Source organism: Streptococcus sp. CF8_St5-11, from assembly GCF_024295625.1.
In the GTDB taxonomy this organism is placed as follows: domain Bacteria; phylum Bacillota; class Bacilli; order Lactobacillales; family Streptococcaceae; genus Streptococcus.
The window spans coordinates 250,016-268,037 of the sequence record NZ_JANCOJ010000001.1 but is presented as its reverse complement, the minus strand read 5'-3'; the positions used below and the strand labels follow the sequence as shown (position 1 = coordinate 268,037).

Here is an 18,022-nt window from a genome sequence, read left to right as displayed (position 1 = left end):
ATAAAAATCAGATAAATGAAAAAGGACTATTGTTTATTAAAATAGTCCTTTTAGCTTAAAGTGGAACAACTTCAAGCTTATGTTTTATCTCATTGTCACAAATTCTTCGGATCCGGTTGGGTGAATGGCGACAGTTGCATCGAAATCGGCTTTTGTCGCTCTCATCTTGATAGCAACTGCAAATCCTTGGATCATTTCATCGACTCCGTAGCCAAGACCATGAAGGCCAACGACCCTTTCTTCGGGACCAGCAGTGATGAGTTTGAATTTTGCTTGCTGGCGGTGTTGGGTAACAGCGGTGTACATGGAAGCAAATTGAGAAGTATAGACTTTGATATTCTCTTTACCATAAGTTTGCTGGGCTTCTTCCTCCGTTAGGCCAACGGTTCCGATAGCAGGGTGAGAAAAGACAACGGTCGGGATGTTTGTATAATCCATTTTGGCATTCACTTTTCCATTGAATAGTCGTTCAGAAAGAGTGCGTCCAGCTTTAATAGCGACAGGAGTTAATTCTTTTTCTCCTGTGACATCCCCAAGAGCATAGATTCCTGGAATCACTGTATTCTGGTATTCATCCACTGCAATGAATCCTTTTTCATTTAAGGTGACGCCTGCAGCTTCTAGATTGAGATCCTGGACATTTGGTTTTCGTCCTGTTGCCCAGATAACATGATCTGCCACGTGGCTGGTCATATCTTCAAAATAAATCTTCACACGACCATCTTCTAATTTTTCAAGCTTCATGGGAACCTTGTGTTTGTGAAGCGGAAGGTTTTGTTTTTCCATTTCTTCCATTAAACCATCGACAATGTAGGAATCAAAACTACGTAAAACCCGATCTTTTCGAATGAAGAGGTCTGTTTGGACTCCTAAATGGTGGAGCACACCAGCTAGTTCCACTGCGATGTAGCCAGCTCCAATAATGGCAACGGAACTTGGAAGTTCTTCCCAAGCAAAGACATCATCAGAAGTTTCGCCAAATTCAGCTCCAGGAACAGAAGGAATAAAGGGATGGGCACCGGTCGCAATCACGATATGCTTGGCCTTAATGGTTTCCCCATTGACCTCAACCGTATGAGCATCTACAAAACGAGCACGTCCTTCAATTCGTTCAACCCCATTGCGTTTGAAACTGCCATCATATGAATTACGGGAACGGTCAATATAGGCTTCGCGATTTTTTCTTAAGGTTGCAAAATCAAATTTTGTCTGTTCAGAAGTAAATCCATAGTCTGGTCCATAATCGCGAATAGCTTCTGCAATTTGTGCACCATACCACATAATCTTTTTAGGTACACATCCTCTGTTGACACAGGTGCCACCCAATTGTTTTTCTTCAATGACGGCAGCGCGAGCTCCGTGCTCTCCAGCCCGGTTCATCGTAGCGATTCCTCCACTACCTCCACCGATTGAAATAATATCAAATTCTTTCATGTTTTCCTCCTAAATGGGATTTCAGTTTGATTGTAATATCAACTGTTACAAAAGTCAAGGGTTTAGCATGTTACCAAGCATTTAAATTTCATGTTGCCGTGTCAATTTTAGATAGAAAAGTAAGGAAATATGGTATACTATGGTATAGAATAAAACGCTTTCTTTGATGGAGAAAAACGATGAAGAAATTGAAAAAATGGCAACTATTTGCAGCTGCAGGTGCAGCTATTGCGGTGATTGGAACAGGAAGTGTGATGGTGTTTTCGCACCCAACTACACCTGATCAGGCAATCACGAAAGAAACTCCAATGGTGCAAACGGTCAAGGATGGATCGATCGCTTCTTCAGTCTTGTTAACTGGGAAAGTCACTGCCAACCAGGAACAGTATGTCTATTTTGATGGAACCAAAGGGGATTTGCAGTCGATTTTGGTTAATGTAGGAGATCAAGTAACGGCAGGTCAGCCAATTGTTCAGTATAGCAGTACAGAGGCCCAAACCGCATATGATGCCGCTGTTCGTGCTGTCAATAAGGCAGATCGTCAGTTAAATGACTTACTGACAAATGGTGTGACCATTGATACGACAGGCGATGAAGAGGCAGATGACAAATCAGCTTCTCAGACCCAACGAACAGTCGATTCTCAAGCTAGCGATTTACGAGATGCTAAGTCGGATGCGGTCGATAATATGAACAAGGCTAAGGCTCTTCTGGATGCGACAACAGTTAGGAGTAATACAGATGGTATCGTGGTCGAAGTCAATAAAGATGTTTCAAAATCGACTACAGGGACCAACCAAACTCTGGTTCACATTGTGAGCAACGGGAATTTACAAGTCAAAGGGGAGTTGTCTGAATACAATTTGGCCAATATCTCTGAAGGTCAGGAAGTGGTCCTCACTTCCAAGGTTTATCCAGATAAAACCTGGACAGGAAAGATTTCTTATGTAGCCAACTATCCGACCGACGCGGGTCAAGCAGGTGCCAATGCAGCAGGTGGAACACAAGGAAGCGGTGGAGCCAAGTACCCATTCACAGTGGATATTACCAGTGAGATTGGGGAACTCAAACAAGGCTTTTCTGTCAATATTGAAGTCAAAAGTTCTACTCAACATCCCCTTGTTCCCGTGACAAGTATCATGGCTGATGGGGATACGAGCTATGTATGGACGGTCGAAAATGGCAAGGCTAAGAAAGTAAAAGTGACGCTTGGTAACGCCGATGCTGAAAATCAGGAAATCTTGTCAGGCTTGAAGAAAGATGCTCAAGTCATTGTGAATCCTAATGAGAAACTGGAAGATGGAAAAGAGATCGGAAAATATGACAAAATTGATTGAACTAAAAGGAATCAATAAAACCTATAAAAATGGGGATCAGGAACTTCGTGTCTTAAAAGACATCGATTTAGAAGTCGAAGAGGGAGAATTTGTGGCCATTATGGGTCCATCTGGCTCAGGAAAATCGACCTTGATGAACGTCATTGGCTTGTTGGATCGCCCGACCAGTGGAGAGTATTTTCTAGAAGGTCAGGAGGTTGGAAATCTCAGTGAGAAAAAATTAGCACGTGTTCGAAATGAACAGATCGGTTTTGTCTTTCAACAATTCTTTCTTCTCTCTAAGCTCAATGCCTTTCAAAATGTAGAACTACCTCTCATTTATGCGGGAGTTCATCCTGCTAAACGGAAGGAATTAGCTGAGCAGTACCTTGAAAAGGTAGAGCTCCATTCTCGTATGCACCATTTGCCTTCAGAGCTCTCAGGGGGTCAAAAACAGCGGGTTGCGATCGCTCGAGCTCTCGTCAATCAGCCAGCCATCGTCTTAGCAGATGAGCCGACTGGAGCCCTAGATACCAAGACGGGGGAGCAAATAATGGACTTGTTAACCAAGCTAAACCAAGAAGGAAAAACCATTATCATGGTTACACACGAGCCAGAAATTGCAGCCTTTGCGCATCGTCGCATCGTCATTCGTGATGGAGTGATCTCCTCAGATAGCAAGCTGGAAAGGGGGACCTAATGCAAAATTGGAAATTTGCGATCAGCTCAATTATGAGCCATAAATTACGGTCTTTCTTGACCATGGTGGGGATCATTATTGGGGTCGCTTCTGTCGTTGTCATCATGGCTCTGGGAGATGGTATGAAAGCTGGTGTCACCAAGACCTTCACCAAGGACCAAGAGTATGTACAAATCTCCTATTCTCCCAACAAGAGTGGCTATGTGACTGGGATCAATATTGGTCCTTCTGATGATACTGGAGAAGGAGAAGGCGGAGGCGAAAGTGGCCCTGCAGCTGAAGACCGAGGGATGGCTGCTCCATCGGATATCGATGGGGAAAACGCTGAAGATGTTGATGGTCAAGTCCAAGAAGCACCACCAGTTGTGCAAGAATCTTGGGTTAAGGAATTAACCAAGATTCAAGGCATCGATGGTTACTATGTTAGCAATACCTCCAATGCAACCATTGCTTTTCAAAAGAAAAAAGCAGAAGGGGTAAACATCCAAGGGGTAAATGAAACCTATTTTTCTGTCAAAAAGGTTGAGCTCTTATCTGGACGAAAATTAACCCCTTCAGACTATAGTAATTTCTCCCGGGTGGTGCTCCTTGATGAAGGATTGGCCCAACAATTATTTGGAACGGAGAATCCACTGAATCAGGTGGTCTCTGTTGGGGATAACAATTATCGCGTCGTTGGTATTTTCAAGGATCCAAATGCAGGGACAGCCCTCTATGGAGCTTCTTCAGGTGGAAGTGCCTTGATGGCTAATACCCAGCTGGCATCTGAATTTGGAACCGATGAAATTCAAAATATTGTCGTCCATGTACCAGATGTGAAACAGATCAAAACCGTTGGGATCGAAGCTGCTCAAAAGTTAACAGAACTTTCAGGTGTTCGCCAGGGAGAATTTCAAATCTTTAATTTGGATAGCATCTTAGAGGAAACCAATAAAGTAGTAGGAATTATGACATCAGTCATCGGAGCTATTGCTGGGATTTCCCTCTTAGTTGGTGGCATTGGAGTCATGAATATCATGTTGGTTTCTGTTACCGAACGGACGAGAGAAATCGGTCTTCGCAAAGCATTGGGAGCAACCCGAGGTAAGATTTTGGTTCAATTTTTGATTGAGTCGATGGTCTTGACGATCATTGGTGGGCTGATTGGACTTGGCCTTGCTTATGGTGTGAATAGCTTGATTACTACATTCGCAGCAGCCTCCCTAGAAGGACCACCGATTATCTCCTTAAATGTCGCCATCGGCAGTATTATTTTCTCTGCTTTTGTAGGCATCATCTTTGGAATTTTACCAGCGAATAAGGCTTCTAAGTTAAATCCGATCGAAGCACTGCGTTATGAATAAAAAAATAGGAGCGAGTCAGGATGAATGGTTCAAGATTCTCCACGCTCCTTTTTGTTGCTGTTGTGGAATAGCTTGTCGAAACCTTTTCAATCATCTCGTCTTATACAGGTCAAGCTATTTAGGTAGTCAACGACTGTCTTCAGATGTTTTTGAGTATTCATTCAAGAAGCTGCATTTTTTCTTCCATCTTATTTTTGTTTAATTGGTAAATATTAGTGAATTTCTGGTCTAAATATGATAGAATAGGGGAGAATAACTTAGGAGGTTCCAAATGACTACTGAACATATGGAAGAATTAAATGACCAGCAGATTGTCCGTCGTGAGAAAATGGCTGCCCTTCGTGAACAAGGAATCGATCCATTTGGGAAGCGATTCGAACGCACTGCAAATTCAGGTCAATTAAAAGAAAAATATTCAGAATTAGATAAAGAACAACTCCACGACTTGAACGAAACAGCTATTATTGCCGGTCGTCTTGTAACAAAACGTGGAAAAGGAAAGGTTGGCTTTGCCCATCTTCAAGACCGTGAAGGTCAAATTCAAATCTACGTTCGTAAGGATGCTGTTGGAGAAGAAAACTACGAGATCTTCAAAAAAGCAGACCTTGGTGATTTCCTTGGTGTTGAAGGAGAAATCATGCGCACAGATATGGGTGAACTTTCGATTAAAGCAACTCATATCACTCACTTGTCAAAAGCCCTTCGTCCCTTGCCTGAAAAATTCCACGGACTTTCAGATGTTGAAACCATCTATCGCAAACGTTATTTGGATTTGATTTCAAACCGTGAAAGCTTCGAACGCTTTGTAACCCGTTCAAAAATCATCTCTGAAATCCGTCGTTATTTAGATGGTCAAGGCTTCCTTGAAGTGGAAACACCAGTGCTTCACAATGAAGCTGGTGGTGCGGCTGCTAAACCATTTATCACTCACCACAATGCACAAAACATTGACATGGTGCTTCGTATCGCGACTGAGCTTCACTTGAAACGTTTGATTGTTGGTGGGATGGAACGCGTTTACGAAATCGGACGGATCTTCCGTAACGAAGGTATGGATGCCACTCACAACCCTGAATTCACTTCGATCGAAGTGTATCAAGCTTACGCTGACTTCCACGATATCATGGACTTAACTGAAGGCATTATCCAACATGCTGCGAAAGCGGTCCATGGTGATGGTCCAATCGACTACCAAGGAACAGAAATCAAAATCAACGAACCATTCAAACGGGTTCACATGGTGGATGCGATCAAAGAAATCACAGGTGTTGACTTCTGGCAAGACATGACCTTTGAAGAAGCTGTAGCACTGGCAAACGAAAAACATGTACCAGTTGAAAAACACTACACAGAAGTGGGACAAATTATCAATGCCTTCTTCGAAGAATTCGTTGAAGAAACTTTGACACAACCAACTTTTGTTTATGGTCACCCAGTAGCAGTATCACCACTCGCTAAGAAAAATCCGGAAGATCCACGCTTCACTGACCGTTTCGAACTCTTCATCATGACCAAAGAGTATGCCAATGCCTTCACGGAATTGAATGATCCAATCGATCAATTGCAACGGTTTGAAGCGCAAGCGCGTGCCAAAGAATTGGGAGATGACGAAGCTACAGGCATCGACTATGACTATGTTGAAGCCCTTGAATATGGTATGCCACCAACAGGTGGACTTGGAATTGGTATTGACCGTCTCGTTATGTTGTTGACCAATGTAACAACAATTCGCGACGTTCTTCTCTTCCCAACTATGAAATAAGCTAAAAGAAAACACTGATCGCAAGATCAGTGTTTTTTAGTCTTCCATATAAGAGGTGTCGTTCCAAGTATCTAAGTGATAGTGCTCAAAATCATCTGTTGTCAGAATCGTCACGCTGGCATTATCTAGTCCGCCATTTTTGCGGAGTTCTCCTGTTTCATAACCGAGCAAGGTTCGAATAGAAGCTGTCAAATTAGCCCCATGTCCAACGATGAGAACAGTATCGAGCTCTTTTCCTTTCAGGCTTTTTACAAAATCACAGGTACGTTTGGTCGTTTCATAGACAGATTCTGCATCAAAGATTTCATTTTGAAAGCGGGCTAGGTTATGGCGAAAGGCATCCATTTGTTGGGGATAGATAGCTGAAATAGTAGAAATTTTAGCACCTTCCAGTTTTCCCAAATTCCACTCACGAAGAGCAGGCGTTGCTTGCAATTCTAGAGGTGTCTCCAATTGATCGAGGATGATCTGTGCGGTATGGACTGTTCGTGGCAGATCACTTGCAAAGGCTGCATCAAAAGGGACACTAGCTAGGTGCTTTCCTAATTTTTCAAGCTGATGAATAGAGGCTGGTAACAGCGGAGAATCGCCATTTGATCCCTGAAAACGTCCTTCTTCATTCCATTCTGTCCGTCCGTGTCGAATAAAATATAGTTTCACAATCTTGTCTCCTTCTCTGTCATTATTCTAAAATATCTGCAAAAGTCGCTTGTACGAAGTCTGCTAGAAGTTGTGGTTTGATTTGAATACTATGGCCGATTTCCCCAGCAGATACGATCATGGTCTCTAACTGAAGGGCTGATTGATCGATAAAGATTGGGAAAGGATGCTTTTGACGAATGCCCACGGGATTATTGGCACCATGAATATAACCTGTTGTTTTTTCGAGATCCTTTTGAGGAATCATTGCCACTTTCTTATTTCCCGATAATTTGGCCAATTTTTTTTCTGACAAGTGGGCAGAGATGGGAATAATCCCGATGACAGGACCAGTTTTATCGCCTGTTAGAGCCAGTGTCTTAAAGATTTGATCGGTCGTAATCCCATCTGGAATGATTCCTTCAAGGGCGTTGATTTGTAAGCCTATGTGCTCAATTTTTGCTTTTGTTAAGATCTGCTCGACCAAGGTTTTTTTCACTTTATTTTTTTTTGCCATGGCTTTCTCCTTTTCTCTTTTTCTCTACAAAACCAGATTTCATTAGACCATTATAACATATAATAGTGGCAATATTGCCTTCTCCTGAAAAATAGAAAACAGCAGAAAAAGTGAAAGCCACTTGATCTGCTGTTTTAAGGCTATGAGGAAGAGTTATCTTTTTGTACCTTGAAAAGTTTCCGATAAATCGCTTCTTGGTCTTGCGTCGGAGCAATTTGGTTGAGATCCAAGTAGTGTGAGAATCCATTTAATTGCCCTTGAGAGGTATATTGATGCAAGTCGTATTCCGTGTTAGTATCTGGCGCGGCATTATAGTAGCCATCATCAAATCCATAAGTAGGAATCCAAAGAGCCGTAAATTTATCAGTGGAGATACTATGTTCTTCCATGAAGTAAGTTCCGATATAGAGTCCAATATTTTTTGCACCCAAAGCTTGTAGTTTTGCTCGGAAAGCTTCAACGCCTGCATTCATATCCTTCATGGTTTTTTCCTCAACGTCTAACCAATAGTAGGTCGGTTTGTAAGGAGAAGCAGCCTTGTAAAATTCCTCTGCTTCTTTTTCCATTTCTTTTTTATCCTTAGCAGCGACATAAGCATAGACTGCGACAGGGATATTTCGTTTTTGGAATTCTTGGATATGGGTTTTAAAAGATTTATCCAGACCATTTAAGTAGGTTGCTGCATTTTCCTTTTTAGCTTGAGCCCCACTATGGACACGTACGATTACACCTCCCACATTTTGGGAAAGGACATCGTAATCAATTTCACTAGGCAATTGCCAGCCTGAGATATCAATGATCGGACGGCCAACCAGTTCTGGATTGATGTCTTCTTCTTTTTGAGAAGAAGAGCTTGCAGTGGTTGTTTTTTTAGGTGTATTGGAGTTCGGAATCGTTTGGGTTGTTTCTTGTCGCTCTCTGGCTTGCAGATCGGCAATCGTTCGTGAAAGAACGAGAAAAGAAATGAAACCGATAAAAAAGACCAAGAGAACAACGGGTTTTATCCTTTTTCTCATACAGAAACATTTTACCGTAAAAAAAACGAAAAGGCAAAACTTAATGCTTAAAAGATGCTGATTTCAGCCATTATTTTCAAAAAAAAAGGAATCTTTTCATCGAAAAAGGATAAAAATATATGAAAATAAGAAGAATGATTAGAATATTTCTTGAAAATGGGGAAGAAGCCGAATCTTTTCTGGCCTTTCCTTGGTTTTGCTTCTTAAAAATGATATAATGAAGGTTGAATATTAGGAATATGGTGAATTATGAAAATTGAAAAAAGACATCTTTTAAATTATTCCATCCTCATTCCCTATTTGATTTTATCCATCATTGGCTTGATTGTTGTCTATTCGACAACAAGTGCCTTGGCAATTCAAAGTGGAGTGAGTTCGATTCGGATGGTCCGGACACAGGGGCTCTTTTTTATCCTAAGTCTCCTAACCATCGCCTTGATTTATAAATTTAGCCTAAACTTCCTTCGAAATAAAAAAGTGCTGGCTTTTGTCATTTTTATTGAAGTGATTTTGTTGATTCTGTCTAGGTTTATCACAGATACCGTCAATGGAGCTCACGGTTGGTTGACGATTCCTGGAGGGTTTAGTATCCAGCCGGCAGAATACCTCAAGGTGATCTTAGTCTGGTATCTAGCCTTGATCTTTTCTAAACGACAAGACGAGATACGCGATTATGATTATCAAGCCTTGACCCACAATGAATGGATTCCAAGGAATTTAAACGATTGGCGTTGGCTGACCTTGATTCTGATTGGAATCGTTGTGATTATGCCGGACTTGGGAAATGCGACGATCTTGGCCTTAACGGTCTTGATCATGATTACGGCTAGTGGAGTGGGCTACCGTTGGTTTACCTCTTTACTTGGTTTAGTTGTTGGAGTATCGTCCATTGTCCTTGGTTCCATTTGGATTATCGGTGTGGACCGTGTCGCTAAAATTCCAGTCTTTGGTTATGTAGCCAAACGCTTTAGTGCCTTCTTTAACCCCTTTAATGACTTGTCTGGCGCAGGTCACCAATTAGCTAATTCCTACTATGCCATGAGTAACGGTGGTTGGTTTGGCTTGGGGCTAGGAAATTCCATTGAAAAACAAGGTTACTTACCAGAAGCGCACACAGACTTTGTGTTTGCGATTGTGATTGAAGAATTAGGTTTTGTTGGAGCTAGTTTGATCCTTGCTCTCTTATTCTTCTTAATTCTTCGGATCATTTTAGTCGGTATTCGAGCAAAGAATCCTTTTAATTCGATGATGGCCATTGGGATCGGTGGGATGATCTTAGTGCAAACCTTCATTAACATCGGAGGAATTTCTGGTTTGATTCCGTCTACAGGAGTGACTTTCCCCTTCTTATCCCAAGGGGGAAATAGCTTATGGGTCTTATCCGTAGCGATTGCTTTCGTTTTGAATATCGACGCTAGTGAAAAACGGGCTAGGATGGAACGAGAAGGCATGGTTTTTGAAGAAAAAGGTAAAATCAAACCTTATTATTAAAAGGGAATTGTTGAATGGCTATTCAAAAAGGAGAAAAAATGGTCTTACAAAAATTAGAGAATTTCACAAATAAAGATATTATCAAAGAAGAAGCCGAAATCTTAACCAATTTATTAGATGATATTACGAAAAATTTGGTTCGTCCGGAAACCTTTGATAAAATTAGGCAGTTGAAGGATCTATCAAAAACACAGAACTATCGTGAGTTGAATCAACTAGTGGAACATTTGACAAATGAAGAAATGACAGTGATTTCACGTTATTTTGCTATTTTACCACTCTTGATTAACATCTCAGAAGATGTCGATTTGGCCTATGAAATCAATCATTTGAATAACGTGGATGGTGAATACCTCGGAAAACTTTCTTCAACCATTAAAGAAGTTGCAAAAAATGAAGATGCACAGGAAATTCTTGAAAATCTCAATATTGTACCTGTTTTAACAGCCCATCCAACTCAAGTGCAAAGAAAAACCATGCTGGATCTAACCAATCATATTCATGCTCTTCTTCGTCAGCATCGGGATGTTAAAGCTGGTTTAATGAATGAGAATAAGTGGTATAACAACCTCCGTTGTAATATCGAAATCATGATGCAAACGGATATGATTCGTGACAAAAAATTGAAGGTTACTAATGAAATCACCAATGTCATGGAATATTACAATAGCTCTTTCTTACAAGCTGTTCCAAATCTGATGTTGGAATACAAACGCTTGGCAAAAGAGCATGGATTAGAGCTTGAACAACCACGTCCGATCACAATGGGCATGTGGATTGGGGGAGACCGGGACGGGAATCCGTTTGTAACAGCTGAGACCTTGAAGCGTTCAGCAACTATTCAAAGTGAAGTCATTTTGAACTATTACATCGAAAAGATTTCAAAATTATACCGTCATTTCTCCCTTTCAACGAGTCTTTCTAAAACAAGTGAAGCAGTAGCTGAAATGGCCGCCCTATCAAGTGATACATCCGTCTTTCGTGAAAAAGAACCTTACCGTCGGGCTTTCCACTATATCCAGTCAAAATTGATCCAGACTTTGGTCAATTTAAAAGAATGGACTATGGTTGGGGAAACTAGAGAAGATCGTTATGCTGTCGAGAGGTTATTAGGAGCAAATGCTCATCAACAAGGGCCAGTTTCTGATTATATCGGCAATCGTATCTCTGGAGCTCTAAAGAAAATTTCTGAGAAAGAAGCTCCAGCTTATGCATCAGCTCAAGAATTTAAAGAAGACCTTGAAAAGATCAAAGATTCCTTGTTAGAAAACAAATCAGAGTATTTAATTTCTGGTGAGTTTGCAGAACTTCTAGAAGCCATCGATGTTTTTGGATTCTATCTGGCCTCTATTGATATGCGCCAGGATTCGAGTGTACATGAAGCCTGTGTGGCAGAATTGCTGAAATCAGCAGGGATTAATGACCACTATTCTGATTTATCAGAGGATGAAAAGTGTCAAGTTCTCCTGAAAGAACTTTTAGAAGACCCACGTATTTTATCAGCAACTCATGCTGAAAAATCTGAACTGCTTGAAAAAGAATTGGCGATTTTCCAAACAGCCCGTGAATTGAAGGATCGTTTAGGAGAAGAAGTCATTCGTCAAAACATCATTTCTCATGCAACCAGTGTGTCAGATATGTTGGAATTGGCTGTGATGCTGAAAGAAGTGGGCTTAGTCGATACAGAAAAAGCTCGCGTTCAAATCGTACCGTTGTTTGAAACGATCGAAGATTTGGATCATTCAGAAGAAACCATGAGAAGTTACTTGTCTCTTCCGATTGCCAAACGTTGGATTGCTTCTAAGAACAACTACCAAGAGATTATGTTAGGTTACTCTGATTCCAACAAAGATGGTGGATACTTGTCTTCTTGTTGGACCCTCTTTAAAGCCCAACAACAATTGACTGCTATCGGTGACGAGTTTGGAGTGAAGATTACCTTCTTCCATGGTCGTGGTGGTACTGTTGGTCGTGGTGGAGGTCCTACTTATGAAGCCATCACTTCTCAACCATTGAAATCCATTAATGACCGTATCCGCTTAACTGAGCAAGGGGAAGTGATCGGCAATAAATATGGAAATAAAGATGCTGCCTACTACAACCTTGAGATGCTCGTCTCTGCAACCATTAACCGAATGATTGCCGAACAAAAGAGTCCATTCTCTATGTTTGATCGTTTCGGGGAAGTCATGGATAAAGTCGTGAATCGCAGTTACGATATCTATCGTGATTTGGTCTTTGGAAATGAGCACTTCTATGACTACTTCTTTGAATCAAGTCCGATCAAAGCAATTTCAAGCTTTAATATTGGTTCACGTCCTGCTGCTCGTAAGACCATTACAGAAATCGGTGGTTTGCGTGCTATCCCATGGGTCTTCTCATGGTCACAAAGTCGGGTGATGTTCCCTGGTTGGTACGGAGTAGGTTCTAGCTTTAAGGAATTTATCGATGAGGATCCTGAGAATATCGAAACCCTTCGATACATGTATAAAAACTGGCCTTTCTTCCAATCTCTCTTGTCAAATGTGGACATGGTCTTATCCAAAGCCAACATGGATATTGCCTTTGAGTACGCCCAATTGTGTGAAGAAGAAGAAGTTCGCAATATCTATCAGATTATCTTACATGAATGGCAATTGACCAAGGACATCATCTTGATGATTGAGGAACAAGACGAGTTGCTCGCGGAGAACCCTTATCTGAAAGAAAGTTTGGACTATCGGATGCCGTACTTTAACGTCTTGAACTATATTCAGTTAGAACTGATTCGACGTCAACGGACCGGCCAATTACCAGCCGATCAAGACAAGCTAATCCATATTACGATCAATGGAGTGGCTACAGGATTACGTAATTCAGGTTAAAAAAATCGGAACGACTGTTCCGATTTTTTTATTCCCTGAACCCAAAGGCGCAAAAGGTACGTATTGGGCTTGAATAGAAGATTTTAAATGAGAATTTTCAAAGCTAGAACAGGATCTTTCAGCAAGCTGATAAAATAAAAGAAAAGAAGAGGAATAATTAAGAAAATATAGGTAAAAGGCTTGCAATTTTATCTAAAATTCGATAGAATAGTAAGGAAAGTTAGACTGTATTGCCTACTGTCTATCTATAAAATATATTTTATTGGAGGCTTTTACTCAAATGGCAAAAGAAAAATACGATCGTAGTAAACCGCACGTTAACATCGGTACAATCGGACACGTTGACCACGGTAAAACTACCCTAACTGCAGCAATCACAACTGTTTTGGCACGTCGCTTGCCTTCATCAGTTAACCAACCTAAAGACTATGCGTCTATCGATGCTGCTCCAGAAGAACGCGAACGCGGTATCACCATCAACACTGCACACGTTGAGTACGAAACTGCTAAACGTCACTACGCTCACATCGACGCTCCAGGACACGCGGACTACGTTAAAAACATGATCACTGGTGCCGCTCAAATGGACGGAGCTATCCTTGTAGTAGCTTCAACTGACGGACCAATGCCACAAACACGTGAACATATCCTTCTTTCACGTCAGGTTGGTGTTAAACACTTGATCGTCTTCATGAACAAAGTTGACTTGGTTGACGATGAAGAATTGCTTGAATTGGTTGAAATGGAAATCCGTGACCTTCTTTCAGAATACGATTTCCCAGGTGATGACCTTCCAGTTATCCAAGGTTCAGCTCTTAAAGCTCTTGAAGGTGACTCTAAATATGAAGACATCATCATGGAATTGATGGATACTGTTGATGAGTACATCCCAGAACCAGAACGCGATACTGACAAACCATTGCTTCTTCCAGTCGAAGACGTATTCTCAATCACTGGACGTGGTACAGTTGCTTCAGGACGTATCGACCGTGGTGTTGTTCGTGTCAACGATGAAATCGAAATCGTTGGTATCAAAGACGAAATCCAAAAAGCAGTTGTTACTGGTGTTGAAATGTTCCGTAAACAACTTGACGAAGGTCTTGCAGGGGATAACGTTGGTGTGCTTCTTCGTGGTATCCAACGTGATGAAATCGAACGTGGACAAGTTATCGCTAAACCAGGTTCAATCAACCCACACACTAAATTCAAAGGTGAAGTTTACATCCTTACTAAAGAAGAAGGTGGACGTCATACTCCATTCTTCAACAACTACCGTCCACAGTTCTACTTCCGTACAACTGACGTAACTGGATCTATCGAACTTCCAGCTGGAACTGAAATGGTAATGCCTGGTGATAACGTGACTATCGACGTTGAGTTGATCCATCCAATCGCCGTTGAACAAGGTACTACATTCTCAATCCGTGAAGGTGGACGTACTGTTGGTTCAGGTATGGTTACTGAAATCGAAGCTTAATTCGATCTAGTTCCCAGATTAACAATTATATAGACAGACAGAAAACCCCGTGAAGACGGGGTTTTTATTTTGGTAAAAATTAAAATGAGCTTGTGCAACCTTTCATTATGACGAAAATTATGGTAAAATAGATAGTATAAAATTAGAAAAAAGAGGTATGTGAAATGTCACGTAAACCATTTATCGCTGGTAACTGGAAAATGAACAAAAATCCAGAAGAAGCAAAAGCATTCGTTGAAGCTGTAGCATCAAAACTTCCTTCAGCTGACCTTGTTGAAGCTGGTATCGCAGCTCCTGCAGTTGACTTGACAACTGTTCTTGCTGCTGCTAAAGGTTCAAACCTTAAAGTTGCTGCCCAAAACACTTACTTTGAAAATGCTGGTGCCTTCACTGGTGAAACTAGCCCACAAGTTTTGAAAGAAATCGGCACTGACTACGTTGTTATCGGTCACTCAGAACGTCGTGACTACTTCCATGAAACTGATGAAGATATCAACAAAAAAGCAAAAGCAATCTTTGCGAACGGTATGCTTCCAATCATCTGTTGTGGTGAAAGCCTTGAAACTTACGAAGCTGGTAAAGCAGCAGAATTCGTAGGAGCTCAAGTTTCAGCTGCTCTTGCTGGATTGACTGCAGAACAAGTCGCTTCAACAGTTATCGCATACGAGCCAATCTGGGCGATCGGTACTGGTAAATCAGCTTCACAAGACGACGCACAAAAAATGTGTAAAGTTGTTCGTGACGTTGTAGCTGCTGACTTTGGTCAAGAAGTGGCTGATAAAGTACGTGTTCAATACGGTGGTTCAGTTAAACCTGAAAACGTTGCTGAATACATGGCTTGTCCAGACGTTGACGGAGCTCTTGTGGGTGGTGCATCACTTGATCCAGAAAGCTTCTTGGCATTGCTTGACTTCGTTAAATAATAACATCTAAAAGGCGAGAGATTTCTCGTCTTTTTTGTCTTTTTTATAGTAGAAAAGACCAGCTTCAAAGCTGGTCTTTTGAGTTAGGAACGTCCTAATAGTTTCTTAATGAGAGAAATCAGTTTGTATTTCAGAGGACTTGGGTAATAACGGAAGGTTCCCATCTTACGGACGATGTAGCCATTGAAATTCTGTTTGAAACGAAGCACACCATCTGACCCGTCAAAGATTCCTTGAATACCAAGGAAGTTATATCTTGGGATACCACGTTTGATGGTTTCAAGCATCATATATTCTTGGAGAACAGCAGGAGCATAGAACTTATTAAATTCTGTATAAGAGCCACTGAATAAATAGGTGGATTCTTGTGGCATATAGACGAAGAGGCTACCTGCAAGATTGACGTCTTGATCTCCATATTTTTCAATATATTCTTTTGCGTCCTTCTTTCTCACCTCAAAGGTATCAAACTGGCTAGAGAATTCACGAAGTTGATTTTGTTTTTTTTCTGAATTGGGGTTGACTTCAAGATCCTTCTGTAATTTCTCAATCTTCTGAGCTAGTTTTCCTTGGTCTTTTTCAAGATTCGTGTAGTAATGGTGGAAATTCAGCGTTGCGATCATGAAATCTGCTTTGTCGCCAAAACTGTCATAGAAAGTTTGGTAATAATCCAAGGTCTTATCCTGATAGTCGCGACGGTCACTGGTAGAGGAAGTAATATCCTTAAAGAGTTGCAGTTCATCCCGGTTTAATCGTTTCAGTTCAATACCGAAAGATTTGGCTTTTTTGACAAGTGGCTTTCCTTTTTTACTGAAGCTCTTGAGAAGATTTTTTTCGGTGATGCCCTCCATATCTTTCACATAATGCCAATCACCTTCTCCTCCTGGATAACCTGTTGTTAAACCATCATGCTGATAGCCCAAGTTTTTAAGGGTATCCATAAAATGAGTTTGCTCTTCACTGGTTGGATTGCCGTCACTATCAAAGGTTTGATAGGTATCATAAGGCTTGATAACTAGTTCAATAGCCCCATTTTCTTTCGCATAGTTTTTTAAGGCTGCATAGAAGGGTTCTAGCATAGCTTCCTCTTGGTAAAGGGGGCCAGAATTGATTTCCATATGGAGACCACCTGTCATAGGAAGACTGTACAAGATTGCTGCCACTTGGACTTGATTTTCTTGTTTCCAAGCGATAAATTGGACCGTGTTTCCTCGCTTTTCAAGCAGATCTGCCATTTCAGCAGACTGGATAAAAGAGCGATGGGAAACAGTATTTGCAAATGAGGTAAATTCTTCTTTTGAAATTGTCGTAAGAGTCATGTAACTTTATTTACTCCTTAATTTTTTCCGGATCTTGTAGACTTTGTTTACAAGTGGATAAAGTGGACTGGTTGGGAGGTTGAATTCCCCAACAAATTCTTCAATGACAGGATTAAATTTTGATTTGAAATGATAGAGACCACCATCGAGTGAATTTTCAATCCCCCCCATATTTTGCCAAGAAGCACCACGGTCGAAAGCGTGTTGGGCAGTTTCATACCAGGTGAGGATAGCAGGTTGGTAACGGCGGAATTCTTCATCCATCCCTGCATAAACATTTTCAGATGTCCCACCGAATTCAAGGGTTAAGGTCCCAGATAAAGGAACAACCTGTATACCTGCTTGGAGATGCTGTTCAAGAAATTGCAGTTCTTCCTCTATCCGCTCTTTTTCTTTTTGGTTATTCTCAACCTTGCCAGGCTTTGTTTTTTCTGTGAATTTTTCAGCCTCTGCCTTATTTTTTTCAAGATTTTTTGTAAGGGAGCTTTTCCGTTTCTCGAGATCTAGCGTAGACAAAGTAATGTAGGATTGTCCTTGGTAGGTTGTGAGCAGTTTTTCGTAGTAGTCTTTTCCACGTAAATGAATGCTTTTACGAGCCTCAGTCTTTTTCATGAGAGAAGCAAAGTCCTCCAACAATTCAGTCCCGCCAAATTGGACTTGGATCCCTTTGTTTAGAGCAGTTCGGATGGCTTGTCGAGTAGATTTTGAAAGATCTTGCTCAGTGAAAAACTCTTTGTGAATATTTGCTTGAAAGCGTGGTTGGATATTTTCTGCCATATCACTGGTTCGGCCAGTCCATTCAACCCCTTCTTTAGTTAAGGTGTCGATCATCGCTTGCACAGCAGGAGCTTCCGTCTTTTCTTGTCCAATCAAGTGTTTACTCAAGAAAAGACTTGGATCAAATTTCACAAACAAGGCCTTGTATTGTTTGGCAATTTTTTTAAGGGACTGGATCACATATGAAACCAGCTCTTTGTTTTGGTAATCCATGATTGGGCCTCGAGGAATGTAAAGCATGGAAAAGCCAAGTGGCAGGGGTTGAATCAAGATGCTTGCAACAGCGACTAATTGGTCTTCTTGATAAAAACCAACCCGTTCATTTCCCCAATTATCTTTGATTTTTGCCCATGAGCTGCTTTGTAAGAGATTGGTTTGGTCACTCTGAATAACAAAGTCATCATGCTCACTAGCAGAAATTCCTAGCTGGTAATGGTACATTTC

The 18,022-nt window shown here is 41.2% G+C and carries 14 protein-coding genes; 8 read left to right on the top strand and 6 right to left on the bottom strand.

Annotation, left to right across the window (positions count from 1 at the left end; translation table 11 throughout):
* Nucleotides 1–84: 84 nt before the first annotated feature.
* Complete coding sequence (gene gorA / locus NMM13_RS01270; RefSeq protein WP_254727063.1) at nucleotides 85–1,434, bottom strand: glutathione-disulfide reductase; 1,350 nt, start codon at nucleotides 1,432–1,434, stop codon at nucleotides 85–87.
* A 179-nt stretch (nucleotides 1,435–1,613) separates the two neighbouring features.
* On the opposite strand from gorA, the gene NMM13_RS01265 reads away from it, so the two are divergent.
* From NMM13_RS01265 to lysS, 4 genes are all read left to right on the top strand, one after another.
* On the top strand, nucleotides 1,614–2,771 hold the full coding sequence (locus NMM13_RS01265) for an efflux RND transporter periplasmic adaptor subunit (RefSeq protein ID WP_254727059.1): 1,158 nt from the start codon (nucleotides 1,614–1,616) through the stop codon (nucleotides 2,769–2,771).
* On the top strand, nucleotides 2,755–3,450 hold the full coding sequence (locus NMM13_RS01260; protein WP_003002759.1) for an ABC transporter ATP-binding protein: 696 nt from the start codon (nucleotides 2,755–2,757) through the stop codon (nucleotides 3,448–3,450). The genes NMM13_RS01265 and NMM13_RS01260 overlap by 17 nt, the downstream gene beginning before the upstream one ends.
* A complete protein-coding gene (locus NMM13_RS01255) occupies nucleotides 3,450–4,793 on the top strand; it encodes an ABC transporter permease (RefSeq protein ID WP_254727057.1) in 1,344 nt (447 codons plus the stop codon). The genes NMM13_RS01260 and NMM13_RS01255 overlap by 1 nt, the downstream gene beginning before the upstream one ends.
* Before the next feature lie 271 nt (nucleotides 4,794–5,064).
* On the top strand, nucleotides 5,065–6,555 hold the full coding sequence (gene lysS, locus NMM13_RS01250; protein WP_003016025.1) for a lysine--tRNA ligase: 1,491 nt from the start codon (nucleotides 5,065–5,067) through the stop codon (nucleotides 6,553–6,555).
* Between the two features lie 36 nt (nucleotides 6,556–6,591).
* On the opposite strand, the gene NMM13_RS01245 is transcribed toward lysS, so the two are convergent.
* The 3 genes from NMM13_RS01245 to NMM13_RS01235 all read right to left on the bottom strand — a co-directional run bounded on the left by NMM13_RS01245 (nucleotide 6,592) and on the right by NMM13_RS01235 (nucleotide 8,727).
* A complete protein-coding gene (locus NMM13_RS01245; protein WP_151191498.1) occupies nucleotides 6,592–7,215 on the bottom strand; it encodes a histidine phosphatase family protein in 624 nt (207 codons plus the stop codon).
* 22 nt (nucleotides 7,216–7,237) lie between these two features.
* The gene (locus tag NMM13_RS01240) at nucleotides 7,238–7,711 is read right to left on the bottom strand and encodes an aminoacyl-tRNA deacylase (protein WP_254727053.1); all 474 of its coding nucleotides are present in this window, start codon (nucleotides 7,709–7,711) and stop codon (nucleotides 7,238–7,240) included.
* Nucleotides 7,712–7,851: 140 nt separating this feature from the next.
* On the bottom strand, nucleotides 7,852–8,727 hold the full coding sequence (locus NMM13_RS01235; RefSeq protein WP_070674302.1) for a GH25 family lysozyme: 876 nt from the start codon (nucleotides 8,725–8,727) through the stop codon (nucleotides 7,852–7,854).
* 249 nt (nucleotides 8,728–8,976) lie between these two features.
* Here NMM13_RS01235 and NMM13_RS01230 point away from each other — a divergent pair, with 249 nt between their 5' ends.
* From NMM13_RS01230 to tpiA, 4 genes are all read left to right on the top strand, one after another.
* Complete coding sequence (locus tag NMM13_RS01230) at nucleotides 8,977–10,218, top strand: FtsW/RodA/SpoVE family cell cycle protein (protein ID WP_254727050.1); 1,242 nt, start codon at nucleotides 8,977–8,979, stop codon at nucleotides 10,216–10,218.
* Between the two features lie 38 nt (nucleotides 10,219–10,256).
* Nucleotides 10,257–13,082, top strand: a complete 2,826-nt coding sequence (gene ppc / locus NMM13_RS01225; RefSeq protein ID WP_254727046.1) for a phosphoenolpyruvate carboxylase — start codon at nucleotides 10,257–10,259, stop codon at nucleotides 13,080–13,082.
* Nucleotides 13,083–13,362: 280 nt separating this feature from the next.
* Nucleotides 13,363–14,559, top strand: coding sequence for an elongation factor Tu (tuf, locus tag NMM13_RS01220; protein ID WP_003008055.1), 1,197 nt, complete (start codon nucleotides 13,363–13,365; stop codon nucleotides 14,557–14,559).
* Nucleotides 14,560–14,723: 164 nt separating this feature from the next.
* Nucleotides 14,724–15,482 carry a triose-phosphate isomerase gene (tpiA, locus tag NMM13_RS01215; RefSeq protein WP_003002560.1) on the top strand — a complete coding sequence of 253 codons (759 nt, stop codon included), beginning with the start codon at nucleotides 14,724–14,726 and terminating at the stop codon, nucleotides 15,480–15,482.
* 83 nt (nucleotides 15,483–15,565) lie between these two features.
* Here the strand turns inward: tpiA and NMM13_RS01210 are convergent, their stop codons facing one another.
* Together NMM13_RS01210 and NMM13_RS01205 are read right to left on the bottom strand one after the other, a co-directional pair.
* Complete coding sequence (locus tag NMM13_RS01210) at nucleotides 15,566–16,801, bottom strand: aminoacyltransferase (RefSeq protein WP_254727044.1); 1,236 nt, start codon at nucleotides 16,799–16,801, stop codon at nucleotides 15,566–15,568.
* Between the two features lie 6 nt (nucleotides 16,802–16,807).
* Nucleotides 16,808–18,019 carry an aminoacyltransferase gene (locus NMM13_RS01205; protein ID WP_254727041.1) on the bottom strand — a complete coding sequence of 404 codons (1,212 nt, stop codon included), beginning with the start codon at nucleotides 18,017–18,019 and terminating at the stop codon, nucleotides 16,808–16,810.
* Nucleotides 18,020–18,022: the final 3 nt, after the last annotated feature.